This is a genomic window from Hymenobacter sp. IS2118 (assembly GCF_000715495.1).
Classification (GTDB): Bacteria; Bacteroidota; Bacteroidia; order Cytophagales; family Hymenobacteraceae; genus Hymenobacter.
This window is the reverse complement of record NZ_JNLX01000001.1, coordinates 1-23,184: the sequence shown is the minus strand read 5'-3', so window position 1 is coordinate 23,184 and position 23,184 is coordinate 1. Positions and strand designations below refer to the sequence as shown.

Sequence of the window (23,184 nt, the reverse complement as noted above, 5' to 3'; positions counted from 1 at the left end):
GGGCTGGCCGCCCTGCCCGGCGCTCCCGCCATCACGGCGCCGGCGGGTACCTACTACGTTTTTGCTGATTTTACCCGTTTTCTCTCGCCCGAAATGCCAGCCATTGCGGCTTCCGCCCATTTGGTGGCCCGGTTGGCCGCCGCCGGGGTCGACGTGGTGGACGGCGCGAATTGCGGGGCGCCCGGTTTCGCGCGGCTCTCTTACGCCGTACCCGCTGCCGACCTGGAGCAGGCGCTGAACCGTATGCAGGAGGTGTTTGCCGGCCTTCCCGTTCGGGCCGGGGCGCTGAGCTAAAAAAGACGGGCGCAGCAGCTTATCCCACCCCAAAGCTCAGAGATAATACGTCCTGGTTCGCCGCCCGCAAACTCCATCCCCTAGCCTCTTCCCCTCCGGGGGAAGGGGAACTAGTTGCGGGGCTTAATCTACTAGCTTTTAGCTTTTTAAAGCTAAAATTTAGCTCCCCTTCCCCCGGAGCGGAAGGGGTTGGGGGATGGGTGCACGGGTGGCGAGTCAGAACGTATCAAATCTGCCCCCAAGCTTCCGGGCGAAAACCCGCCGCCGTACCTTTGTAGTCGGCTGGTTGGCCGGTTGTTTTTGATTGTTAAGTTGGAAAACCTTCGTTCGCATCTGCGTCCCACGCTGCTGCTTGCTTTCCCCGTGATGCTCTCGCAGCTGGGCCACGTATTGGTGAATTTTGTTGATTCGGTGGTGGTGGGCCACATTGGCAAGGTGCCCCTGGCGGCGGTGGGCGTGGGCGTGAGCACGACCAGCGTACTACTGGTATTGGGCATTGGCCTGAGCATGGGCGCGGTGCCGCTGGTTGCCGCCGCCAGCGGCCGCCGCGACTTGCCGGAGCTGGGCCGCCTGCTGGTAGCCTCCGTGTGGATGAGTGCGCTGGCCGGCCTGGTTCTGGCCGGCGTGGGCCAGTTGCTGCCCTGGCTCATGCAGTTTCTGGGCCAGCCGCCGGAGGTGGTGGCGTTGGCCGGGCCCTGGGTGCAGGTTATCAGCCTGTCGCTGTTTCCGCTCATGGTGTTTCAGGGGTTCCGCGAGTTTGCGGCCGGGCTGGGACTCACGCGGCAGGCCATGTGGCTTTCCATTCTCGCCAACGTCATCAACGGCCTGCTTTGCTACGCCCTGGTGTACGGGAGCTGGGGCGCGCCGGAAATGGGCATGATGGGTTCGGCCTGGGCCACGCTTATCGCCAGGGGGCTGATGGCGGCACTGATGGCCGCCTACGTGCTCTACGCCAGCCGGCTGCGGGCCGAGCGGGCGGCCGTGACCAGCTGGCTGCCCGCCGGGGCTACCATCCGCCGGGCGGTCGGCCTCGGCGCACCAATTGGGGTGCAGATGGCCCTGGAAGTTGGTGCCTTCGGCCTGTCGCTGCTCATGGCGGGCTGGCTGGGCGTTACTACCGAAGCAGCCCACAAAGTAGCTATCGACCTGGCCAGCATGACTTATATGGCCGCGAGTGGCATCGCGGCGGCGGCTACTATTCGGGTGGGCCACCTGCGTGGGGCGGGCAACATGGGCGCCACGCGGCAGGCGGGGTTTGCCGCGTATTGGCTCACGTTTGGCTTCATGGGCGCGATGGGGCTGGTGATGGTGATGACCCGCAATATTGTGCCCTACGTCTACATCACCGACCCGCAGGTGGTGGCGCAGGCCAGCACGCTGCTGCTCATTGCCGCCCTGTTTCAGGTGTCCGACGGCCTGCAGGTGGTGGGCCTGGGGGCCCTGCGCGGCCTGGAGGACGTGAAGGTGCCGTCGGTGGTGGCGCTGCTGGCGTATTGGGCCGTGGCGCTGCCGCTGGGCTACTTTCTGGGCTTCAAGCTGCACCTGGGCGCGCCGGGCGTTTGGATAGGTTTGCTGGTGGGCCTCACCATTGTGGCCGTGGTGCTGCTGCAACGCTTCCGGCGCGAAAGCGAGCCCACCTCCCCGGCGACGATAGCCCCCGCCACGCAGGAAACTGCCGCCGCGTAAGGCGCACCCGGCTGGAACCCTTCGGGCAAACTGCGGCGTTGGGGCAAAAAGACTTGTTCGACTTCACAAAGCAAGCTTTTTAGCTTCGTTATGCTTTCTCTCATAACCTCTTTCCTGCTGGCCGCCGCGTGGTTGGCTGGCCCTGCTGCAACTTCCGGCCCGGCGCCGGCGGCCACTCCCGTTCGGGCGGGTAATGCTACGGCGGCGCTCATCGTGTGGTCGGCGGAGCGCCCGCTCACGGTGGCCGATTTTCAGAGCCGGCCCAAGCCCTCCGAGAAGCACGCCGCGCTCACGACCACTAACATAAAGGCCGGTGCGGCCTGCCGCGACTTTGTGTTTTCCGGTACCGTGCAGGCTACCTTTGAGCCTGGGTTATCCTGGTTTCGGGACCCGGTGAATTTTACGCCCCAGCTCCTCCGGCACGAGCAGATGCACTTCGACCTGACGGAGGTACACGCTTGGCTGTTGCGGCAGAAACTGTTGGTTTTTCAGGCCAAAATGAATTGCAATCAACTGCAGCCCGCCTTCGATAACGTCACCAAAGGCATTTATGCCGCCTGGGACAAGGAGCAGAACCGCTACGACCTGGAAACCAACCACGGCCTGAACGCCGTGCGCCAGGACTATTGGGAGAAGCAAACCCAGCTAAAGCTGGCGCAGCTGCAGGCCTTCGCACTCTAGTACCGGTCCTCACCGCGCGCTACCTTGCGGCCATGATTTCTTCTCCGCTAACCTGGGCCGAATTTGAGCGCGTGGACTTGCGCGTGGGCACCATATTGGAGGCGCAGCCATTCCCGGAAGCGCGCCGGCCGGCGTATCAGCTGCTGATTGATTTTGGCCCCGAAATCGGCCTGAAAAAATCCAGTGCGCAAATCACGCACCACTACACTGCCGCTGGCCTGATAGGCCGGCAAGTGCTGGCCGTGGTGAATTTTCCGCCCAAACAAATTGGAAAATTCCGGTCTGAAGTGCTGGTGACGGGCTTCGCCGATGCCGAAGGCCATGTAGTGTTGGCCGGCGTGGCCGGCCCGCTGCCCGATGGCAGCCGCCTTATTTGATGGGGCCAGTGAGAACCTGCGGGGGCGGGCTGAGAACCTGGGGAGGCCGGCCGGGGCCAAGCAGGCCCGCGGCGGAGTCGGCCCGCTGGCTGCGCGCATTCAGGGTGTCCACCACGGCCGAGTAGATGTCGTTCAGGTCTTTGCCGTGGCCACCGTAGTAGCGGTAGCTGCGCTGAAAGGCCGAATCGGTGACCTGGTTTTGCTTGAGCAGCCGCTCGTGCTGGCTCAGGTAGAGGGCCCGGGCCGAATCGGGTTGCAGGCGGCTGCTTTCCACACGCGCTTCGAGCACGTGCAGGTCGGTGAGCAGGATTGTCATCTTCTCCTTGGGCAGCAGGTCGGCGGGCACAAGCGTCTCTTCGGGGCGCTGGCAGGCCGGCAGGGCCAGCAGGAGCGGGGCCAGCAACAGGCCCCGGCAGCGGCGGTGGAATGATTTCACAGCCGTAAAGTTAGTCCCAAGCCGTAGCTTCGCCGACAGTAGCGGGCTATTAGCTGTTAGCCGTTAGCCGTTAGCTTCGTGTCGATGGCCAGATAAAAGCGCGCGACAGCCAGGAGCTAACAGCTAGTAGCCAACCGCTAACAGCTCAATTATGAATCCCCCCGTGCCTTCGGCCCTGACCGCTCTGGTGCGCCGCCTGCGCCACCTCGAAATCCGCATCCGCAAGGCGGTGGAAGCCCAGCTGCAGGGTGATTTTCACTCCGTATTCAAGGGCACGGGCCTGGAAGTGGACGACGTGCGCCTCTACCAGTACGGCGACGAAGTACGCGCCATCGACTGGGCCGTTTCCAGCAAGGGGCACGGCACGTTTGTGAAAACCTACAAGGAGGAGAAGGAGCAGCAGGTGCTGGTGCTGCTCGACGTGAGCGGCTCGCTGGACGTGGGCGACGGCCAGCGCCGCAAGCTCGACGTGGCCCGCGACATTGCAGGCCTGCTGGCGCTCTCGGCCGCCCGGCAAGGCTCGGCGTTGGGTTTGCTGGCTTTTTCCGACCAAAAGGAGCTGTATTTGCCGCCCGCCAAGGGCCCGCGCGTGGCCTACGCCCTCATTCAGCGGTTGTTTGCGTTGGCGCCGGTTTCCCGCCGCACCGGGGTAGGAGCGGGCATCCGGCAGGCGCTGGGGCTGCTCAAGCGCCGCACGCTGGTGGTTTTAATTTCCGATTTTATTGATGGCAACTACGAGCGGGAGCTTACCATGCTGGCCCGGCGCCACGACCTGATAGTGGTGCAAACCCTGGCCCCGCGCGAGCGAAACTTTCCGGCCCTGGGCATCGTGCCCCTCTGCGACGCCGAAACCGGGCAAGTGCGCTGGGTCAATACCTCGTCGGCCAATTTTCGGGCGCAGCTGCAGGCCGATGCCGAGTATCAGGAAGCCCAGCTGGTGAACATCTGCCGCCGCAACCGCACCGGTTTCCTGGCCCTGAGTACCGAGGGCGATTTCGTGCCGCAGCTCGTGAATCTGTTCCGTCATCGCCATCAAAAAAGCTGACCATTGACGTACTCGCCCGCAATTTCTAGCTACTGTTTTAACAAGGGAAGCCGTGCCTGTTTCGGCTTGTTGGCCGCGCTGTTGCTGCTGCCGTTTGGGAGCTTCGGCCAGCAACCGGCTGCCCAGCTGCGGGCCTTGCCGGTGCCCGCCGGCCGGTTTTTGCAGGCCAGTGTGCGTGTAGGCGAGCCGCTGGACTACGAGCTGCGCTACGAGCACGCGCCCGACCTGGAAGTGGTGTTTCCCGATTCGCTGGCGGCGTTCGAACCTTTCGAGTACACGGGCAAAACCTACTTCCCCACCCGCACCCGCAACGGGCGTAGCCTCGACCGCGCCATCTACCACCTGCGCACGTTTCGCCTCGATGCGGTGCAGCGCCTGGCCCTGCCCGTGCTGGTGCTGCAAGGCGCCGCCGACACCCTGCGCCTGGCCCCGCCGCCCAGCTCGGTCCGGCTGCGGCGCACCGCCCCGCCCCAAACCACCACGGGCCTGCCCGAATTGCGTCAAAACCTGGCCTTGGTGCCGGTAGAGCCGATTTTTAACTACCCCTACTGGCTGGCCGGGAGCCTGGCGGTACTGCTGCTGCTGGCTGGCGGCGCGGCCTTGTTTCGGCGGCGCCTCACGCGGCGCTATCAGGCCTACAAGCGGCGCAAAAACCACGGCTACTTCCTGGCGCAGTTTGCGCGGCACGTCGAACGGTTTGAGCTGTCGCGCTCGGCCACCAACGTGGAACGGGCCGTGGTGCTGTGGAAAAACTACCTGGCCAGCCTGGAAAACAACGAGCTAAGCTCCTTCACCACGCGGGAGATTGTGACTTACTTCGAGAACGATAACGACGTGCGCAAAGCCTTGGGTGCCACCGATAAAGTGATTTACGGCAACCTGCAAACCGAAGACGCCAAAGAAGTTGACCGGGCCTTTCAGCGTCTGCGCGGCTTTGCCGAGCGGCGCTATGCGTCGGTGGGTGACAATTAACTGCCGATTATACAAATACGGATTCCAAATTGAACGACTTTTTCTCCCTTCTGCGCTACACCACGCTGGCTGGCTACCAGTGGCAGGAGCCCCGGCTGCTGCTGCTCATTGCGTCCGTGCCCTTGCTGTTTGGGCTGCGGTGGGTGCTGGCCCGGCGCCGGGCGCGCGTGGGAGTGGCGTTTGGGCCGGGGGCGTTGCCGCGGGATTGGGTGGCGGCGTTGCGGTTTTTGCCCGATTTGGTGCTGGGCCTGGCGCTCAGCTTTGCTATTGTGGCGCTGGCCCGCCCCCAGCGCACCGACGAGCGGGTGGAGCAGTCCGGCCAGGGCATCGACATTGTGCTGGCCCTGGACGTCTCGGGTTCCATGGAAATCCAGGACCTGCGGCCCAATCGCCTGGCCGCCGCCAAGCGCCTGGCCACCGACTTCATCAATTCCCGCGCCGGCGACCGGCTTGCCCTCGTGGCCTTTGCCGGCGAAGCCTACTCACTGGCGCCCCTCACCACCGATTACGACCTGTTGCGCGAGCAGCTGGCCAGCCTCCGCTTTGGCATGATTAAGCTCGACGGTACGGCCATTGGCACGGCGCTGGGCGTGGCCACCAACCGGCTGCGCGAATCCACGGCCCGCTCCAAAGTGTGCATCCTGCTCTCCGATGGCGAGAGCAACGCCGGCAGCCTCGACCCCCAGCTGGCGGCCCGGCTGGCCCACGCCTACGGCATCCGCATCTACACCATCGGGCTGGGCAAGGACGGCTTCGTGCCCTACGGCAAAAACGAGCGGGGCGAAACCCGCTACGTGCAAACCCGCCTCGACGAAACCACCATGCGCGCGCTGGCCGCCGCCGCCGAAGGTCAGTTTTTTCGGGCCACCGACACGGACGGCCTGCGCGAGGTATTCAAGCAGATAAACCAGCTCGAAAAATCCGAAATCAAACAGCTTCGTTTCCGCAATACCAAGGACTTCTACCCGCCCTACCTGCGGCTGGCCATCGCCCTCTGGCTCCTCTGGCTGGTCCTGAAAAGCACTTTTCTGAGCAACCCGCTAGAAGACTAAATCGCTGATTGGCGCTGATTGAATTGATTTCGTTGATGGCGAGTGCCGTTGGTTTTGTGAATCGGTTCAAACACCTGTCATGCCGCGAGGTTCTTCCGGCATCAGATAAACAGTGGTGCAAAGGCAAACGCCCATCGAATGGCTGGCAACCAACTAATAATCAAAAGTAAAGCTTGCGGCCTGTAGCTTAAAGCTTATGGCTTACCGCTTAACAGGCATCAACGAAATCAATTTAATCAACGCAAATCAGCGATGAGCATAGCCGATAATATTCACCGCATTGAAAAAGAGCTGGCCGGGACGGCGGCGCGGCTGGTAGTAGTTACCAAAACGCACCCGGTGGAGAAGCTGGAGGAAGCTTATGCCGCCGGCGCGCGCCGGTTTGGCGAAAACCGGCCCCAGGAAATGGCCGCCAAACACCCCCAGCTGCCCGCCGACGTGGAGTGGCACCTCATCGGGCAGTTGCAAACCAACAAAGCCAAACTGGTGGCGCCCTTCGTGCACACCGTGCAGAGCATCGACAGTCTCAAGCTGCTGCGCGAGCTCGACAAGCACGCCGCCGCCCACGGCCGGGTTATCAACGGGCTGCTCCAGTTTCACATTGCGCGGGAGGAAACCAAGGCGGGCCTCACGCTGGCCGAAGCCGAGGAAATACTGGCTTCCGAAGACTTCCGGCAATTGCAAAACGTGCGCCTGACCGGTGTGATGGGCGTGGCTACCTTCACCAACGACGAAGCGCAGCTGCGCCAGGAATTCAAGCAGTTGGGCGGATATTTTGCGCAGCTTAAAGCGGGCTTTTTCGCCGACCAGCCCGCCTTCTGCGAAATTTCGATGGGCATGAGCGGCGACTACGCCCTGGCCGTGGCCGAAGGCAGTACGCTGGTGCGCGTGGGCAGCGCCATCTTCGGCAGCCGCGGCTGAGTGGGGCCGGGCGGCGGCGCGGGGCCGGAGCCTGGTGGGCGGCGGTAGAAATTCGGCTATCTTGCCCCCTTCGCCGCTCCCGCTCCCGCCCGCTTATGTCCACTGCTGCTTCCGCCACATCTCCACCGCCAGCCATTGCGGCCAACCAGCACATCTACGACGACTATTTCCGCGAGGAATTTACCCAGACGCTGGACGAAAATATCCTGCAGCTGCTCGACCGGGTGTGGTTTCGGTCCGAGCTGGTGGGGTTCGATGACTACCCGCAGCGTAACAACCCCGACCGGCCGCTGATTTTCGCGTCCAACCACTCGGGCATGGCCTTCCCCTGGGATGCCATCGTGGCCTTGTCGCACCTGTGGCGGCACCTGCTCCGGACCCAGGGCTCGCTCCAGGATTTGCCCCGCCCGCTTTCGGCCCCGCTGCTCTCCCAAACAGCCCTGATGAATCCGTACCTGGTGCGGGAATTCTGGAAAAAATGCGGCTCCGTGGATGCCACGACGCTGAATTTTGAAACCATGATGTACTACCAGGACCACAACCTGATGCTGTACCCGGAGGGCGTGCCCGGCATCGGCAAAGGGTTCAACCGCAAGTACCAGTTTCAGCGCCTGGCCACCAGCATGGTGCGCCTGAGCCTGCAGCACGGCACCGACATTGTGCCTTTCTATACCATCAACGCCGAATACCTCAACCCCTACGCCTATTCCTGGGACTGGATAAACCAGTACACCAAGAAAATCGGCATCCCGTTTTTGCCCATCACGGTGCTGCTGGTGCTGGTGCTCATTCAGCCGTGGGCGTTTTACCTGGCCCTGCCCGCCAAGCTCACTTTTGTGATGGGCAACCGCATCCGGCCGTCCGACCTCACCACCAAAAAGCCCGAAGACCTCACCCGGCAAGACTACGCCGAGCTGAGCGAGCAAATCCGCCAGAAAATGCAGGCCGAAATGGATGCCGCCGTGCGCGCCCACGGCCAAAAGCCCTACCGTTGGGGCGAGCTGTGGCAGCGCATGAAGGAAAACCGGCGCTACTTCCCGTTCTTCCTGCCCTTTGCCTGGCCGGCTATGTTCACCGAGTTCGAGCGCCTGTACGTGAAGGAAGGCCGCCGCAACTTTCGGATGGAGCTTGACCGCCCCGGCGCCTGGTTGCGTATGCTATGGCGTAACCCCATCACCCTGGCCTATTTCATTCCCTTGATTGGCTGGATTCCGCTGGCCATCAAAGGCTACCGGGGCAACAAACTGGGGCAAAAGCCGTAGGTTGCTGCCCGATATTACCGGCACAATCTTGCTGCCGCGCCTGCCTCCTCCGCACTCCGCATTTATCCCACCCAATGCCTTCTTTTCAGCACTTGCTGCTTAAGCAGCTACTCACCGCGGCCGCCTCGCCGTTGGCGCGGCGCAAGCCCAGCGTGGGCGCCATGCGCCTGGCCATGGAAGCCGGCGCGCTATTTCAGTTCATGCCCTGGCGCGTGCATTTGGAAAGTTTGAAGGTGGACAACCGGCTGGAAGCGGAGTGGCTGCGGCCCCGTGGCGCCCACGCCACGCGGGTGATGCTCTACCTGCACGGCGGCGGCTACGTGCTGGGCTCGCTCAATACCCATCGCAGCATGGTAGGCAGCCTGGCCCAGCGCTGCGGCCTCAACGTGCTCACCATCAACTACCGCAAGGCCCCCGACCACCCGTTTCCGGCCGCCCTCGATGACGCCCGGCGTGCCTACCGCTGGCTGTTGCGCCACGGCCACCAGCCCCACGACATTGTGGTGGCCGGCGACTCGGCCGGTGGCGGCCTGGCCCTGGCGCTGGTGCTGGCCCTGCGCGATGCCGGCGAGGCCCTGCCCGCCGCCGCTATCGGCCTCTCGCCCTGGACCGACCTCAACCTGCCCCTGACGGCCCTGCGCCGCGTGGCCCGCGAAGAAGGCCTCCTGCTCGAAGCGCTGCAAATGCGCACCTGGGGGCCGCTCTACGCCCGCAAAACGCCACTGGCTCACCCGCTGCTCTCGCCCACGCAGGCCGATTTGCACGGTTTGCCGCCCATCCTTATTCAGGTTTCGACGGCCGAAGTGCTCTACGACGACGTACTGAAATTTGTGGACAAAGCGCAGGCCGCGGGCAGCGAAGTCACGCTTCAGCCGTTTCAGGGCCTGGTGCATTGGTGGCATTTATTCTGGCGCGTGGTGCCCGAAGGCCGGCAGGCCCTGGACCAGGTAGCGGGCTTTCTGGAGCAGCTGTGGGCCACGGCCAAAGCGCCGCCGGTGGTGTGGCCCGGTGCGGAAATGCGCCGGGCCCCCGGCCGGCGCCGGGCAGCTTAAAAACGCTTAAACGTCCTGGTTTTTGGTGTCAGTCAAGGTGCTTTTCGGGGTGTGTGGCACACCGCATAAAAAAGATTTCTCGTTTTAGATGAAACAGAGCACCTTTTTAAAAAAAAGCGAGTCACTCCGTTCAACTATATTGTATTGTGTTCGTAGGTTTGCAATAGAAATAGTCGGCTTGCATACTAATTTTGTGTGACAAGGTCTTTTGATTCAACTACTTCCCTGTTTCCATTTTTCACCTTCAATCCTGTCCTAACCATGGAAGATTTGTTTAAGAAGTTCGTTAATGCCGGTGTTGGCTACATTGCCCAAGGCAGCAAGTCGTTGCAAAGCACCATCGATAAGTTGGTGAAAGACAACAAAATGACCCAGGCAGAAGGCAAGAAGATTGTCGATGACCTGATGAAGAGCGGCGAAACCAAGCGCGCCGAGCTCGAAAAGCAGTTCCAGGGCCTTTCGGAGCGCATCAAAGGCAGCGTTGGGTTGGGCGATTCCAAAGCCAAAAGCAAGCCGGCCGCTAAGAAATCGGCTGCTAAAACCGCTTCAAAGCCTGCCAGCAGCGCCACGAGCAAAGTAGCCGGTGCCACCAAGAAGGCAGCCGACAAAGTGAGCAGCGCCGCGGCCACGGTCCAGAAATCAGCCGCCGCGAAAGCTGGTGCAGCCAAAAAGTCTGCGGCTAAGAAGCCTGCTGCTGCGGCCGCTACTTCCGGCGACCAGGCTTAATACACCGCTAGCCCTTACAAAAGCCCCGTTCGCACGCCGTGAACGGGGCTTTTAGGCTTAAATTCCGGGCGTAATTCCGGTGCTGCGCTGGAGGGCGGCCCGTATTTTTCCGTTCAAAACCTCGTTCTGTCGCCTGATGCCGTTCGGTAGCACTACTTTCACGGTCGATGTTTAAAAACACGATTTCCAACCTCACCCGCATTCGCCAAGTGGCGGAGGTTTTGCTGCGTTACGGCTTCGAGGACGTGGTGACGACTACGCCGCTGCGCCGGCTGGTGAGCCAGGCGCGCCGCCTGACCTGGCAGCGGGCCGACCGCCAGGTGTTCGAAACCACGCGCTGGGAGCGGGTGCGACTCATTATTGAGGAGCTGGGGCCCACGTTCATCAAGCTGGCCCAGGCCATGAGCAACCGGGCCGATTTGCTGCCCCAGGCCCTGATTGACGAGTTTGAGAAGCTGCAAAGCAATGTGCCGCCGTTTGATGTGGTACTAGCCCGGCGGATTATTGAAGAAGAGCTGGGCTGCCCGATAACGGAGGTTTTCAGCGAGTTCGACGATGTTACCCTGGGCTCGGCCAGCATCGGGCAGGTGCACCGGGCGAGGCTGCTGACCGGCGAAGAAGTGGTGGTGAAGGTGCAGCGCCCCGGCGTGCGCGAGAAGGTGCGTTCCGACCTGGCTTTGCTGCATGAATTGGTGCGTCTCACGGCGGGCTTTCTGCAAAAGCAGGGCCTGGCCAACCCGCAGGACGTGGTGGATGCCTTCGAGCGCAGCATGAGCAAGGAGCTGGACTACACGGCCGAGGCCCGCTCGATGGAGCAGTTCCGCAAGCTCTACGAAGACTACACCACGTTCTACATTCCCAAGCCCTTCCGGGAGTTCAGCACCGAGCGGATTCTGGTAATTGAGTTTGTGAGCGGCTGCAAAATCACCGACAAAGCGAAGCTGCTGGAATGGGAGCTGAGCCCGGCCGCCGTGGCTGAAAACGGGATGGATATCTACCTGACTCAGATTTTTGAGTTCGGGATTTTCCACGCCGACCCGCACCCCGGCAACGTGCTGGTGCAGCCCGATGGCAAAATTGTACTGATTGACTTTGGCATGGTGGGCCGGCTCACCAAGCAGCAGAAGTACGCCTTTGCGGGCGTGTTTATCGGCATGGCGCGCCAGGATGCGCGCAGCATGGCGCTCAATTTCCGGCGGCTGGCCCTCACGGCGGAAATCCCGGACATGCGCGCTTTTGAGGCCGACCTGAGCCAGCTCATCGAGGACTTCGCCACGCTTGATGTGAAGGAGATGAGTATGAGCGACCTCGCCGACGCGCTCCAGACGGTGATTTACGACTATAAGCTGCAGGTGCCCGGCGCGGTATTTCTCATTCTGCGGGCGCTGGTGATTCTGGAGGGAATTGGCAAGGTGCTGCACCCCAATTTCAACACTTTTGAGTTTGTGCGGCCCTACGGCGCCAAGATTATCCGCGAGCAGTACTCGCGCCAAAACCTGCTCAGCGAAGCCGAATACACGGGCACGCAGCTGCTGGCGCTGCTGCAAACGCTGCCCTCGGACGTGCGCCAGATTATGCGCAAAATCAGCAAGGGCGAGCTGCGGCTCAAGTTTGAGCTGGTGGGCTACAATCTGCTCATGCGCAAAGCCGACCAGCTGGTGAGTCGTACCATTCTGGCGCTGCTGGGCATGGGCGGCCTCATTTTTTCGGGCCTTACGCTGCTGGGGCGCTACTCGCCCGACATGCCCTACCGGCGTGGCGTGCCCGAAATAACGTGGTGGAGCCTGGGCGCTACGGGCTTTCTGTTGCTGATTTTGCTGCTGCTGGGCACCGGCCGCCGCGACAAGGAGAAATGGTAGCTGGGCGGGGCACTAATTTGGGACCGGATAGTGGAGCCGCGCTTATACGACCCGACCTTTGCGGCGTGGGGCCCAATATCTGCCCTGCTCGCTGTGAATGCCGTTTTTGAGTCGATTTCGAATAATACTGGCTGTTGCTGGCATTACGTTGGGGATTATTCCTCATTTGGCTGTGGCCCAAACTGCGCCGCTTTTGCGCGAGGTTAGCCTGCGTACCGACACCGCCACCTACCTGTTGAGCCGCGATAAAGTGGAGGTGCAGGGCGAGCTCACGCAGTACTTCTGGTACCGCCGCGACGATGAAACCGTGGAATTACGGCTGTATCCCGCCGCCGAAGCCAGCGCAAAATCCCTGCGCCTGCGCCGCAGCTCCGACTACCTGCAGCTCGATTCCTTAACCAAAGAGGACGATGGCAGCCTGCGTACCCGCCTGAAATTTAAGAACCTGACCGCCGCAGGCTTTTTGCGCCTGGTGGTGGAGCAGGCGGCCGACTCGGTAGGCGCAGCACCCCGTCGCCAGGTGGTGCCGCTGTTGCCGCTGGCCCGCACCACGCTGGCCCTGCGCGTGCTGGAAAACGAGCTGTTCGTGGGCGAAGAAAAGGTGCTTGAGCTCACCAGCTCGAACGCCCGCAACGTGCAGGCCTCCGGGGAGTGGGTGCGCGGGGCGGATTTCGACTACCGCCTCGTGCGGGAGGCCAATGGGACGCTTCGCCTGCACGTGCTGCCCCACCAGCTGGGCAGCCGGGCGCTGCTGGTGAAGGCCCAAACCGAGCGGCCGACCCTGCTGCCCAACGGCCGCCTGAGCTACCAGCTGCCCGTGCTGCGGCAGGAGTTCAATGTGAAAGGCAGCCGGCTGCGGTTCCTCTCGCCCGACCAGCGCAGCGTGACGATGAACGAGCTGAACCGCCGCCGGGGCGTAGAGCTGATTCTGGACAACGGCCGCAGCTTCGATTTGCGGCGCACCTACCGCATTGAAGACCAGGAGGAACCCGGCGGAACGCTTATTGCCGAACTCTTCACGCGGCAGTACCTGAGCAACGACCGGGTGCTGTGCTACCTGCGCCCCTACAACACGCATCGCCAGACGGCGGGCTACCTCTACATCAAGGAAAACGACGTAGCCCGCTACGTGACTAACCTCGACATTACGCCCGAAACCGTGGTGCGTAGCGTGCAGGTGCTGCACCGCGGCGGCGAGTGGACAGGCAATCTGAGCGTGAGCCCCGGCGAGCTGGTGGACGTGCGTCTGGAGGGCGAAGGGCTGCAGAAAGCCCGCCTCTCGTTCGAAGATTTGCCCATCGTGCCCTCCGATTCGTCGGTGCGCACCGATGCGCGGCTGGTGTACCGGGTGATGGTGCCGGTGGGGTATGCCAAGCGCAAAAGCACCATCTACAATATTGGGCAGCCCATCGGCCATGCTTTGACTATTAAGGAGTTTCAGCGGCCGCACCCCTTGGATTTCGTGTCGGTGGGCTACGGCGAGGCAGCCCGGCCCATTACCCGTTTGGGCGGGCCGGTGCTGTACGACGGCACCATTCGGGACGTGGTTTTTCAGTTCAATCCCAATGGCATCGACCAGAGCGAGCAGTTATTCGGCAAGCAGTTTCTGAGCTTTGAAATCCGGACGCTCAACAGCAAAGGCGAGCTTATGGAGCTGCGTAACGTGGAAAACGTGGTGATTTGTCCCGGCGACAACTCGCCCCGTGCCGCCTTCTACGCCGACAAGCAGTGTCGCACCGACCCGCTGAGCCTGAACGCCCTGCTGGCGCGCAAAACCTACGACCTCGACGACTGGAGCCGCATTTTGGTGACCGTGAAGCACCAGACCGCGCCGTATGCCGAGCCCGGCTACACCCAAACCGTGGAGGTAGTGCTCAAGCGCCGCTACAAGTTCGACATCGACGTGAGCTTCCCGGCTGGCTTGCTCACCCGGCGGCAGGGCGAAAGCGGCTACGGCTCGTTTGGCGGCATTTCGCTGGCCACGCTGGCGCAGCTCAGCTTCTACAGCCCCGACAAAATAAACCGCCTGCGCCCGTATAAAATCGGCGCCGGCTTCGTCGCCCTCAACGCCTTCAACCTGAGCAACACCAGCAGCAACGACCGGGACTTGGGCCTGGTGATTCTGGGCTCGGTGTACCCCACGCGGCGCGAGGCCAAGTTCACGTTTCCGCTGTATCTGGGCGGCGGGTATCTGCTCTCGGCCGGCAAGTGGTTTTACCTGTTGGGGCCGGGAATTGGGGTGCGGCTATAGGCGGTTAGGTGTTGAGTTAGGGAAGGGCCTGCGCGTTTGAGCTCTGGGGCCGGTGCCGCTGAAATAGCAGCTCTGGCTGATTCGTGGCAGTAGAACAGCGCAGTTAATGGCTATTTTAAAAGTCTGATTTTATAAAACAAAAATATTTTCAATCAACTGAAAATAAGGTAGTTGTGTTAAATTTATTTAATTTTAGAAAGTCTGTGAATTTATAATTTTGCTTTGCATGAAGATGAGTTGGCGGGCCAACTTGCTGCTGCTTACCGCTATTGGCAAGCTGTTCGAACCAGGCCTTTCTCATGAAAACGCTCACAACTGCCCTGCAAATCCTGCTATCCATGTGCTTGCTGCTGCCGGCCGCCGCGCAAACCTCCCAAACCAGAAACGATGAGCCCAGCTACGCCACCCGCAAGCACATTACCCTGGCCGTGACGCGCTACGCAGAGGCCCACGCCGCGCTCAATCTGTTCATTGCCAACCGGGCGACGAAGCTCTACAAGAAAGAGGAAAGCCCGGAGCAGCTGATTGCTGACTTTTCCCTGTCGCTGCAAAAGCTGCCCCAACTCGATTCGCTGGTCGCTACGCTGGGCCTGGTGCTCGAAAATAAACTCAACACCGAAGACCTGACGTCCCGGGAGCAGGAGCTGCGCGTCGATGAGCAGCGGCAAGAGAACCAGCTGGCAACTGCGGAAGCGCAGCTGAAAAAATCAGGGCCGGATAAAGACGTGGCCGACCTGCGCACCGAAGCTGAAGGATATAGAGGCCGACTGGCCCGCAGCCGTCAACTGCTGGCCGACCTCCAAAACCACACGGAACAGGCCTACGTGACGCTGCGCCTCTACGATGAGGTGAGCTTCCCGACCGGCAACCGGCGCGTCAGCTTCGTGAACATGCCCGGTGTGGAATACGGCTACCTGCGCCTCGACAACCCCCAACTTGGTAAGACCAGCCAGGCGTACCAGGGCTATGCCGTCAAATACCTCTTCACGCGGGGCAAAAGCTACCTCAACTTGGGCGTTTACAAGCCGCTTACCAAGTCTGAAGAAGAAGGATTCGTGGATGAACTGTTCATGATAAATTTCGGGCAGGACTTTTACCCGCGCAATTTTGGCCGGGGCCGACGCCGCTACCTCAATCTGTATTCGAGCTATCAGATAGGTGGCGTAATCGTGAACCAGCAGGGCGCCAAAGGCAGCGAATTTATCCCCAACCTGAATCTAGGTCTGGGAGTCGAGCTGCTCAAAACCCGCCACATTTTGCTCGATACCAAAGCCAGCTATTTCGTGCCGCTGCACGACCGCAGCCGCGAGCTGCGGGGCCTGTTAGGCCAGGCGTCGTTCAACTTCGTGTTTTAAGCAACGCCGTTGGAGCATTGTTTAGCCCGCGTCAAAATCCCGAACTGGTACGGCAAAATATTCCGCCAGCTCATTTGCAAGGGTAATAGCCTGGGCCTTGTGGCGGGACGGGAATTTATGAACCACGATGCCCTGCCGGTTGGCCGCCGCTGTCGAGAGCATCACGATGCAGGAAGGAATGTGGTTTTCAACCTGCCAGCCCCGGCGGCCCGCGATGGGTAGTTCCGAAAAATGCTTCAGCACCACACCCGTTACGGGTTGCAGGGGCTGCCAGGAGCCCAACTGTTTTCCAAGCACGCTAACGAAATATTGGTATCGTTGGGCGTGCTTATCGGCAGCAAAATTCATGCAGCTGAAGTGCATGCAAAAAGCACTAAAAAGAAAGCCTATTCCACTAAATAACGGAAAGGCAAATTCCGAAGACTTGTCTACGTTTGAAGCTGTCAGTAATAGCAGTATTCCCGCAATAGTCAGTGCAATTGCACTGCTGCCTCTGAGGCCGCTAACCGGGCAAAAGTTCGTGCTGAACATTTGTCTAAATATTGTAAGTTGCTGATGTTTAATTGTAAACAACTGTACTTGAAAATCGTGTCATGCTGAGCTTGTTGAAGCATCTCTACCGTATTGTCAATACCGTGCAACGAAGCGGTAGAGATGCTTCGACAAGCTCAGCATGACACGGTTTTTTTGAATTGATTTATACAAGACTGCTTTAAAAAAAATAAGCCCAGCGAATCATTTCACCGGGCTTACTTTTTGTAATTATTATCACTACCTATTTCAATTGCATATCTGCAATGATGGCCTGAATTTTTTCATGCGCCTGGCGCGTTGCCAAATCAAAATCTACCACTGATTTTAGCGGCTGTTTCACGCTGAAATAGAATTTGATTTTGGGTTCGGTGCCGCTGGGGCGGGCCGATATTTTGCTGCCGTCTTCGGTTATGAACTGGAGCACGTTGGAGCTTTCCAGGCCGGTTTCGGTGGCCAAGCCGGTGCGCAGGTCGTGGATGCGGCCGGTTTTGTAGTCGCGGATTTCCACCACTTTTAGGCCGGCAATGGTCTGGGGCGGGTTGGCGCGGAGCTGGGCCATCATTTCCTGAATTTCCTCGGCGCCGCGCTGGCCTTTTTTGGTGAGGGAAATTAGGTCTTCCACGTAGAGGCCGTAGTGGGCATACATGCGCACCATTTCCTGGTAGAGGGTGCGGCCCTGGTCTTTGGCCACGGCGGCCATTTCGGCTACCATCGCGCAAGCCGATACCGCGTCCTTGTCGCGCACAAAGTCGCCGATGAGGAAGCCGTAGCTTTCCTCGCCGCCGCCGATGTAGGTTTCCTGGCCTTCGAGGTCGCGGATGAGGCCGGCGATATACTTGAAGCCGGTGAGCGTCTGGTAACTCTTCACATTGTGCTGGCGGGCAATATCGCCGATTATTTCACTGGTCACGATGGTGTAAACGATGAAATCCTGGGGCGTGGCCTGGCCCGCGCGCTGGCGGGCGCTCAGCAGGTAGTAGGTGAGCAGGGCGGCGGTTTGGTTGCCGTTGAGCAGCACCCATTCGCCTTTGTCGTTTTTCACGCCCACGCCCACGCGGTCGGCGTCGGGGTCGGTGGCAAATACAATGTCCGCGTCCTGAGCCTGGGCCTGGTCGAGGGCCAGCTGCATGGCGCTTTTCTCCTCCGGGTTGGGCGACTGCACGGTGGGAAAGTTGCCATCGGGCGTGGCCTGGGCTTCAACCACGCTCACGTTGGTAAAGCCGAATTCGCGCAGCAGGCCCGGCACCAGCGTAATGCCCGAGCCGTGAATGGGCGTGTACACAATCTTCAAATCGTGCTGGCGCTGAATGGCGGCCGGGTCGATGCTGAGCTGCCGGGCCCGGGCAAAATACAAGGCGTCAATGTTTTCCCCGACGCTAATTATTTTCGACCGGTCGGCTTCGAATTTTACTTCGCCAACGCTGGTAATTTTATTTACTTCGGCAATGATGTTGGCGTCGTGCGGGGCCACTACCTGGGCGCCGTCGTTCCAGTACACTTTGTAGCCGTTGTACTCCTTGGGGTTGTGCGAAGCCGTTATTACACAGCCGCTTTGGCACTCCAGCTCGCGAATGGCAAACGATAATTCGGGCGTGGGTCGCAGGCCGTCGAATAAATACACCACAATGCCATTGGCGGAAAAAATGCCGGCCGCAATTTGCGCAAATTCGGCGCTGTTGTTGCGGCTGTCGTGCGCAATGGCCACTCTAATTTCCTGGCCCGGAAAGCTCTGCATTAAATAATTGCACAAGCCTTGCGTGGCCATGCCCAGCGTATAGCGGTTCATGCGGTTGGAGCCCGGCCCCATGATGCCGCGCAGGCCGCCCGTGCCAAATTCGAGGCTGCGGTAGAAGGCATCGGTGAGCTGCTCGTCCTGCCCGCTGGCCTGCATTTCGCGAATGGCGGCTTGGGTTTCGGCGTCGTACTCAGGTGTGAGCCAGGTGTTGATGGATTGCTGAATGGCGGGGGCGAGAGGCATGGATTGAACTGAAAAGCTCTGCGAACCTCTGCGTTTTTTCCTCTGCGTCCCTCTGCGGGAAATGCCATTAAACGACGGTTCCCGCAGAGGGACGCAGAGGAAAAAACGCAGAGGTCCGCAGAAGGTGGTTAGTGAATATTACAAGTTGCCGCGTAACGCCTGCTCACGCTCGATGCTTTCAAACAAGGCCTTGAAGTTGCCTTTGCCGAAGCTCTTGGCGCCTTTGCGCTGAATGATTTCGTAGAACACGGTGGGCCGGTCCTCTACGGGCTTGGTGAAAATCTGGAGCAGGTAGCCTTCCTCGTCGCGGTCTACCAGCAGGTTCAGGTCCTTGAGGGACTGCAGGTCTTCGTCGATGGCGCCGATGCGCTCCAGCAGGTCGTCGTAGTAGGCGCCGGGCACGCTCAGGAACTCCACGCCGCGGCGGCGCAGCTCCGTGACGGTGCTGCGGATGTCGTTGGTGGCAATGGCGATGTGCTGCACACCGGGCGAGTGGTAATAGTCGAGGTATTCCTCAATCTGCGACTTTTTCTTGCCTTCGGCGGGCTCGTTGATGGGGAATTTCACGAAGCCGTTGCCGTTGGAAACCACCTTGCTCATCAGGGCCGAATACTCGGTGCTGATGTCGTCGTCGTCAAACGTAATGAGCAGCTTGAAGCCCATCACGTCCTCGTAAAACTTAATCCACTGGTTCATTTCGCCCCAGCCCACGTTGCCCACGCAGTGGTCGATGTGCAGCAACCCTACGGGCGCGCCCTGTGGCACGAGGCTGGTTTTGGCCACGAAGCCGGGCATAAACGGCCCGGTGTAATTGTTGCGCTCCACAAAGGTGTGGATGCTTTCGCCGTAGGTGTAAATGCCGGCCATGGTCACGGAACCGTGCTCGTCCTCAATGGTATAGGGCTCGAAGGCCGAGCGGGCACCGCGCTTGGTGGTTTCCTCGTACGACTGGCGGGCATCGTCCACGAGCAGGGCCATCACCTTCACGCCATCGCCGTGCTGGCGCACGTGCTCCGAGATTTCGGAGTCGGGCAGGAGGGAGGTGGTGAGCACGATGCGGATTTTGCCCTGCTGCAGCACGTAGCTGGCGCGGTCGCGCAGGCCGGTTTCGGGGCCGGCGTAGGCCACCAGCTCATAGCCGAAAGCGGCCTGGTAGTAGTAGGCCGACTGCTTGGCGTTGCCGACGTAGAATTCGACGAAGTCGGTGCCTTTGAGCGGGAGGAAGTCCTGGGCGGGTTGGGCTAGTACTTCGGGCGAGGTCATGGTGTGCATGGAGGGAAGGGGGAGAATGAGGGTGGGGGTGGGGTGGTAAAATTACAGGTTCGGGACGAAAACAGCCGGTGCCGCCCAAATGGCGAACGGATAACGGTGTGTGTTTAGCAATTCATGCCCATTTTTGTGCCCAATCACTTGCCTTAGCGCCCCATGAAGACCGAAGAACTGAACCAAGCCCTTGTGGCCCTGATTGAAAAGAAGGCCGAGCTGCACACCCTCAAGTACGACGACGCACGCTACGACGACGTGGAAGAAGCCCTGCACGATTTGGAGGACGACTTCAACGACGAGTACGGCGAGTTCCTGGAAGCAGCGCTCGATAAAGTGCATACCGACCTGAAATCGGACACCGACGTGCTGCTGCCCACCGCCTACCTGCCCAGCACGCCCGGTTCCACGCCCTCGCCCAAAGAGGGCGTGTGGGTCGATTCGGAGAAGTACCCCGGTAAGGAAGCCCGCATCACGCTGATTCCAAGTCCCGTGCGCATCATGCTCACCGTGGGCAAGCAGGTGCAGCAGGAGCTGTGGAAAGCGTAGGGAAGGGTTGAATTGTGGGGGTTGAATGTTGATTTTTGCTGCTGATTTTGAAGGGTGAAAATGAATAACGCAACATTCAACCTCCTCACGCACCATCATGTGCGTGCTTTCCAAATCGTGCGAAAATGAATAACTCAACATTCAACCCTCAAAACGCAAAGCTTCTTTACCGTATTGCCGACGCTGCCGACTGGCAGCAAGCCCAGCAAACCGGCTTTTTCGCCAGTGCCGACCTGTCCGCCGAGGGGTTTATCCATTCCTCAGAGCCGCAGCAGATTCTGGAAACGGCCCGCCGGTACTACGCCGGGCGGGCCGATTTGGTGCTGCTGGAATGGGACGAAGTCGCGCTGGCTGCGGCCGGCGTGCGCGTGGAACGGGAGTGGGTGGCTTCGCGGGGCGAGGCGTTTGCGCACGTATTTGGGGCGGTGCCGCTGGGCGCGGTGCGCCGCACGTGGCCATTTGGCGCCGATGCGGCCGGCCAGTTTACGCTGCCCGCAGGGTTGGCCGGTGCAACCAAATCTGAGTAAGCAGGCTCCTCATCACGGCTTCTACTCACTTTTTACCATCCTCAACATGCGTTTTCCTACCCGTTTGATAGCTGCGCTGGCCTTTGCTGCGGCGTTGACTTCCTGTGGCCCTTCCTATTTTTTGACGATGCGCCCCGTTCGGGGTTCGGGGGTGTGGAGCGATGGGTCAGAAACGGTTCACGAGCAGCAGGACAGCGTGGACGTGCGCATCAACTTTATTCGCTACGATGCGGACCGGCTGGTATTTGACGTGGATTTTCGGAATATCTCCCGTCGGGCGCTGACGGTAGGACCTACCGACTTTCACTTTCAGCCCGTGGCCACCCAGCCGGTAGCCTCTACCGTGGCGGCTTCTCAACTGCCCGGTCGGCTTGCTGCCTTCGACCCGGAGCCGCAAATTCAGAACCTGACCAGCCGTGTGGCCGAAGAGTCGGCCGCCGCCACCCACGTAAGTGGCGGCGAATTGCTGACCAGCCTGAGCCACGTAGTGGAAGACCTGGCGAGTATAAAAAAGAAGGAAACCAAAGAGCAGGAAGAGGCCCGCGAAGCCAGGCAAAACGACGAAAACGCCTACTACACCCGCCAGCGCCTGGATGCCGCCGCCGCCGCCGACCAGCACCGCGCTCAACTACAAGAACTGCGTAGCCAGGCCCTGCGCCGCAACACCGTGGAGCCCGGCCAACGGCTGCGCGGCTACGTGTTTTTCCCGCGCCTGGACCAAGCCGACATTATCCGGATTTCAGCCCCCGGCATGCGGGAGGGGACCACGCTCGACTTTACACAGCTGCGCGCCCGGCAGCAGTAAAAGCCCTTTGCCCAGCACGGGTAGTGGGCCGAGGGCGGCATCGATAAAGGTCTTCATTGCCCGGCCCTGCAACTTCCGGGGTATTTGTATCTTGCCGCAACAAGCACTTTCCAGCTTCCTATGGTTGACATGCTGCCGCTCTACTTTCGCTCCCTGATTTTACTGGCCGGGCTTAGCCTGGGCGCCACCGCCTGTGCCCCCACCTACAACCTTGCCCTGACGCCCGCTAAGCCCACCGGCCTGTTTGCCGAGGGCCGTGAGCAGGCCCTCACCGTGGCCGACAGCGTGGAAGTACGCCTCAGCTTTGTGTGCTACGAGCCCACGCGGGTGGTTTTTGAAGCCGAATACTACAACCCCACGAGCCAGCCGCTTATCGTGGACCCAGTAGGGTTTCAGTACCAGGCCCGCCGTGTGCCGGCGCCCGCCACCATGCCCGGCCGGCGCGCCCGGCGGCCCAAGCCATTGCCCGGCGAGGAGGTGACCGCCGCCGTGGCCGCCGCCAGCATGGCCCTGCCACTGCCGCCGCTGCCGCCCCGCGAAGTAGCCGCCTACGACCCGGAACCCGAAATAAGTACGCTGCGCGAACGCGCCCAAAAGGAAGCCGAAAAAGCCGCCCGCATCGATTGGTTCGGGGTAGCGCTGAGTGTGGCCAGCGTGGCAACCGACATGGCCAGCATCGGCAAGAATGAAACCCGTACCCAGTTCGAAAGCCGCGTAGCCCTCCAAGACGCGGCCCTGACGTACAATGCCATTTCGACCGCCGCCAAAATAGGCCACGCCTTGGCGGCCGACGTGATGCAGCAGCGCGCCGCCAACCTACAGGAATACGCCCTGCGCAAGGTGACGCTGCAACCCGGCCACCAAGTGCGCGGCTACCTCTACTTCCCCCGCTACGACGCAGCCGATGCCCTGGTGGTAAAGGCACCGGTGGGCACTGGCCTGGTGCCGCTCGAATTCACGCAGAAGCGGGTGCGGCGGTAGTTGTTTCGGCTGGCAGCAGAAGATTCTACTGCGGCAGAAGCTTCTCCGCAGTAGCTTTTGGGTTTACTTTCGGAACATGAAAAAACTGCTATCCAAAATTGCCTTGGTATTTCTGCTGCTCCTGCCGCTGCTGGGGCGGGCGCAGGAAACCCGGATTAGTGGGTGGGTGGTGGATTCTGCGACTAAAGAGCCCGTTCCTTTTGCTTCCATAAGCCTACAGCAAACAGATAAAGGAGTGCTTTCAAATGAAAAGGGTTATTTTCAAATACAAGGCGTACTTAAAAATCAGCAAGATTCACTTGTTTGCACGTCTCTTAGATATAGACGCACATCAGTGTTAATTAAACAGGGTTTGACAGATTCGCTAAAAATAGAAATGACAGTGCTTCCATTCGGTTTTACCGTGGCGGGACCATGTATAGTAAATAGAGTTGTTGTAGCGGTTTATCAATGAGTTAAGCAGAAATTCCACAAACCTGCACACACTTCCAGCGCCACATCGAACTGTTCCAGGTTGTGCATCCGCAAACGGTCTGATAAAATACGATACCTTTTTAGACCCCCGATGCTGTGTTCCA

Annotated in this window: 23 protein-coding genes; 19 read left to right on the top strand and 4 right to left on the bottom strand. The window is 60.4% G+C overall.

Translation table 11 applies throughout. The features are described 5' to 3' along the window. The 4 genes from GM79_RS25200 to GM79_RS00095 all read left to right on the top strand — a co-directional run. Nucleotides 1-294: hypothetical protein (locus tag GM79_RS25200; protein WP_035557179.1), on the top strand; the 294-nt coding region annotated here is incomplete at its 5' end. A 312-nt stretch (nt 295-606) separates the two neighbouring features. Beyond that, on the top strand, nt 607-1,980 hold the full coding sequence (locus GM79_RS00105) for an MATE family efflux transporter (protein ID WP_035557204.1): 1,374 nt from the start codon (nt 607-609) through the stop codon (nt 1,978-1,980). 90 nt (nt 1,981-2,070) lie between these two features. After that, nucleotides 2,071-2,661, top strand: a complete 591-nt coding sequence (locus GM79_RS00100) for a DUF922 domain-containing protein (RefSeq protein ID WP_035557176.1) — start codon at nt 2,071-2,073, stop codon at nt 2,659-2,661. Between the two features lie 32 nt (nt 2,662-2,693). Beyond that, the gene (locus GM79_RS00095; protein WP_200875563.1) at nt 2,694-3,038 is read left to right on the top strand and encodes a tRNA-binding protein; all 345 of its coding nucleotides are present in this window, start codon (nt 2,694-2,696) and stop codon (nt 3,036-3,038) included. Here the strand turns inward: GM79_RS00095 and GM79_RS22510 are convergent. After that, complete coding sequence (locus tag GM79_RS22510; protein WP_051718301.1) at nt 3,031-3,474, bottom strand: DUF4296 domain-containing protein; 444 nt, start codon at nt 3,472-3,474, stop codon at nt 3,031-3,033. The two genes, GM79_RS00095 and GM79_RS22510, sit on opposite strands and share 8 nt — an antisense overlap. A gap of 151 nt (nt 3,475-3,625) precedes the next feature. Between GM79_RS22510 and GM79_RS00085 the strand changes: the two genes are divergently transcribed. From GM79_RS00085 to GM79_RS00040, 10 genes are all read left to right on the top strand, one after another. Then, complete coding sequence (locus GM79_RS00085) at nt 3,626-4,519, top strand: DUF58 domain-containing protein (protein ID WP_035557173.1); 894 nt, start codon at nt 3,626-3,628, stop codon at nt 4,517-4,519. 69 nt (nt 4,520-4,588) lie between these two features. Beyond that, nucleotides 4,589-5,491 carry a hypothetical protein gene (locus GM79_RS00080; protein WP_152559742.1) on the top strand — a complete coding sequence of 301 codons (903 nt, stop codon included), beginning with the start codon at nt 4,589-4,591 and terminating at the stop codon, nt 5,489-5,491. A 29-nt stretch (nt 5,492-5,520) separates the two neighbouring features. After that, nucleotides 5,521-6,543, top strand: a complete 1,023-nt coding sequence (locus GM79_RS00075) for a vWA domain-containing protein (protein WP_035557163.1) — start codon at nt 5,521-5,523, stop codon at nt 6,541-6,543. A gap of 252 nt (nt 6,544-6,795) precedes the next feature. Then, the gene (locus tag GM79_RS00070; RefSeq protein WP_035557156.1) at nt 6,796-7,464 is read left to right on the top strand and encodes a YggS family pyridoxal phosphate-dependent enzyme; all 669 of its coding nucleotides are present in this window, start codon (nt 6,796-6,798) and stop codon (nt 7,462-7,464) included. Between the two features lie 95 nt (nt 7,465-7,559). After that, on the top strand, nt 7,560-8,726 hold the full coding sequence (locus GM79_RS00065) for a hypothetical protein (RefSeq protein ID WP_051718300.1): 1,167 nt from the start codon (nt 7,560-7,562) through the stop codon (nt 8,724-8,726). A 74-nt stretch (nt 8,727-8,800) separates the two neighbouring features. After that, a complete protein-coding gene (locus GM79_RS00060) occupies nt 8,801-9,778 on the top strand; it encodes an alpha/beta hydrolase (RefSeq protein WP_051718299.1) in 978 nt (325 codons plus the stop codon). Between the two features lie 261 nt (nt 9,779-10,039). Next, nucleotides 10,040-10,504, top strand: a complete 465-nt coding sequence (locus tag GM79_RS22505; protein WP_051718298.1) for a phasin family protein — start codon at nt 10,040-10,042, stop codon at nt 10,502-10,504. A gap of 167 nt (nt 10,505-10,671) precedes the next feature. Further along, nucleotides 10,672-12,363 (top strand): ABC1 kinase family protein, encoded by a 1,692-nt coding sequence (locus GM79_RS00050; protein WP_035557144.1) that lies wholly within the window; start codon nt 10,672-10,674, stop codon nt 12,361-12,363. 172 nt (nt 12,364-12,535) lie between these two features. After that, nucleotides 12,536-14,614 (top strand): hypothetical protein, encoded by a 2,079-nt coding sequence (locus tag GM79_RS00045; protein WP_152559741.1) that lies wholly within the window; start codon nt 12,536-12,538, stop codon nt 14,612-14,614. A 299-nt stretch (nt 14,615-14,913) separates the two neighbouring features. After that, nucleotides 14,914-15,969 (top strand): hypothetical protein, encoded by a 1,056-nt coding sequence (locus GM79_RS00040; RefSeq protein ID WP_152559740.1) that lies wholly within the window; start codon nt 14,914-14,916, stop codon nt 15,967-15,969. A 21-nt stretch (nt 15,970-15,990) separates the two neighbouring features. Here GM79_RS00040 and GM79_RS00035 read toward each other — a convergent pair whose 3' ends face one another. The 3 genes from GM79_RS00035 to hppD all read right to left on the bottom strand — a co-directional run bounded on the left by GM79_RS00035 (nt 15,991) and on the right by hppD (nt 19,753). Continuing rightward, nucleotides 15,991-16,500, bottom strand: coding sequence for a hypothetical protein (locus GM79_RS00035; protein ID WP_152559739.1), 510 nt, complete (start codon nt 16,498-16,500; stop codon nt 15,991-15,993). A 244-nt stretch (nt 16,501-16,744) separates the two neighbouring features. Further along, nucleotides 16,745-18,481 (bottom strand): phospho-sugar mutase, encoded by a 1,737-nt coding sequence (locus GM79_RS00030; protein WP_035557117.1) that lies wholly within the window; start codon nt 18,479-18,481, stop codon nt 16,745-16,747. A 138-nt stretch (nt 18,482-18,619) separates the two neighbouring features. Beyond that, entirely contained in the window at nt 18,620-19,753 is a 1,134-nt protein-coding gene (gene hppD, locus GM79_RS00025; RefSeq protein ID WP_081867454.1) for a 4-hydroxyphenylpyruvate dioxygenase, read from the bottom strand. 153 nt (nt 19,754-19,906) lie between these two features. Between hppD and GM79_RS00020 the strand changes: the two genes are divergently transcribed. From GM79_RS00020 to GM79_RS23510, 5 genes are all read left to right on the top strand, one after another. Next, nucleotides 19,907-20,293, top strand: coding sequence for a hypothetical protein (locus tag GM79_RS00020; protein WP_035557111.1), 387 nt, complete (start codon nt 19,907-19,909; stop codon nt 20,291-20,293). A 125-nt stretch (nt 20,294-20,418) separates the two neighbouring features. Then, nucleotides 20,419-20,820 carry a DUF952 domain-containing protein gene (locus GM79_RS00015; protein ID WP_051718297.1) on the top strand — a complete coding sequence of 134 codons (402 nt, stop codon included), beginning with the start codon at nt 20,419-20,421 and terminating at the stop codon, nt 20,818-20,820. A gap of 46 nt (nt 20,821-20,866) precedes the next feature. Then, complete coding sequence (locus GM79_RS00010; RefSeq protein WP_152559738.1) at nt 20,867-21,625, top strand: hypothetical protein; 759 nt, start codon at nt 20,867-20,869, stop codon at nt 21,623-21,625. A 120-nt stretch (nt 21,626-21,745) separates the two neighbouring features. Next, nucleotides 21,746-22,606: a hypothetical protein gene (locus GM79_RS00005; protein WP_035557105.1), complete on the top strand. Its 861-nt coding sequence runs from the start codon at nt 21,746-21,748 to the stop codon at nt 22,604-22,606. A gap of 76 nt (nt 22,607-22,682) precedes the next feature. Continuing rightward, nucleotides 22,683-23,060: a carboxypeptidase-like regulatory domain-containing protein gene (locus GM79_RS23510; RefSeq protein WP_072008475.1), complete on the top strand. Its 378-nt coding sequence runs from the start codon at nt 22,683-22,685 to the stop codon at nt 23,058-23,060. Nucleotides 23,061-23,184 lie beyond the last annotated feature (124 nt).

Excerpts from the sequence above, each read along its gene's own strand:
- GM79_RS00100 (WP_035557176.1), top strand. The coding sequence starts at position 2,071 with ATGCTTTCTCTCATAACCTCTTTCCTGCTGGCCGCCGCGTGGTTGGCT.
- GM79_RS00095 (WP_200875563.1), top strand. The coding sequence starts at position 2,694 with ATGATTTCTTCTCCGCTAACCTGGGCCGAATTTGAGCGCGTGGACTTG.
- GM79_RS00085 (WP_035557173.1), top strand. The coding sequence starts at position 3,626 with ATGAATCCCCCCGTGCCTTCGGCCCTGACCGCTCTGGTGCGCCGCCTG.
- GM79_RS00070 (WP_035557156.1), top strand. The coding sequence starts at position 6,796 with ATGAGCATAGCCGATAATATTCACCGCATTGAAAAAGAGCTGGCCGGG.
- GM79_RS00065 (WP_051718300.1), top strand. The coding sequence starts at position 7,560 with ATGTCCACTGCTGCTTCCGCCACATCTCCACCGCCAGCCATTGCGGCC.
- GM79_RS00060 (WP_051718299.1), top strand. The coding sequence starts at position 8,801 with ATGCCTTCTTTTCAGCACTTGCTGCTTAAGCAGCTACTCACCGCGGCC.
- GM79_RS22505 (WP_051718298.1), top strand. The coding sequence starts at position 10,040 with ATGGAAGATTTGTTTAAGAAGTTCGTTAATGCCGGTGTTGGCTACATT.
- GM79_RS00050 (WP_035557144.1), top strand. The coding sequence starts at position 10,672 with ATGTTTAAAAACACGATTTCCAACCTCACCCGCATTCGCCAAGTGGCG.
- GM79_RS00040 (WP_152559740.1), top strand. The coding sequence starts at position 14,914 with ATGAAAACGCTCACAACTGCCCTGCAAATCCTGCTATCCATGTGCTTG.
- GM79_RS00035 (WP_152559739.1), bottom strand. The coding sequence starts at position 16,500 with ATGTTCAGCACGAACTTTTGCCCGGTTAGCGGCCTCAGAGGCAGCAGT.
- GM79_RS00030 (WP_035557117.1), bottom strand. The coding sequence starts at position 18,481 with ATGCCTCTCGCCCCCGCCATTCAGCAATCCATCAACACCTGGCTCACA.
- hppD (WP_081867454.1), bottom strand. The coding sequence starts at position 19,753 with ATGCACACCATGACCTCGCCCGAAGTACTAGCCCAACCCGCCCAGGAC.
- GM79_RS00020 (WP_035557111.1), top strand. The coding sequence starts at position 19,907 with ATGAAGACCGAAGAACTGAACCAAGCCCTTGTGGCCCTGATTGAAAAG.
- GM79_RS00015 (WP_051718297.1), top strand. The coding sequence starts at position 20,419 with ATGAATAACTCAACATTCAACCCTCAAAACGCAAAGCTTCTTTACCGT.
- GM79_RS00010 (WP_152559738.1), top strand. The coding sequence starts at position 20,867 with ATGCGTTTTCCTACCCGTTTGATAGCTGCGCTGGCCTTTGCTGCGGCG.
- GM79_RS00005 (WP_035557105.1), top strand. The coding sequence starts at position 21,746 with ATGGTTGACATGCTGCCGCTCTACTTTCGCTCCCTGATTTTACTGGCC.
- GM79_RS23510 (WP_072008475.1), top strand. The coding sequence starts at position 22,683 with ATGAAAAAACTGCTATCCAAAATTGCCTTGGTATTTCTGCTGCTCCTG.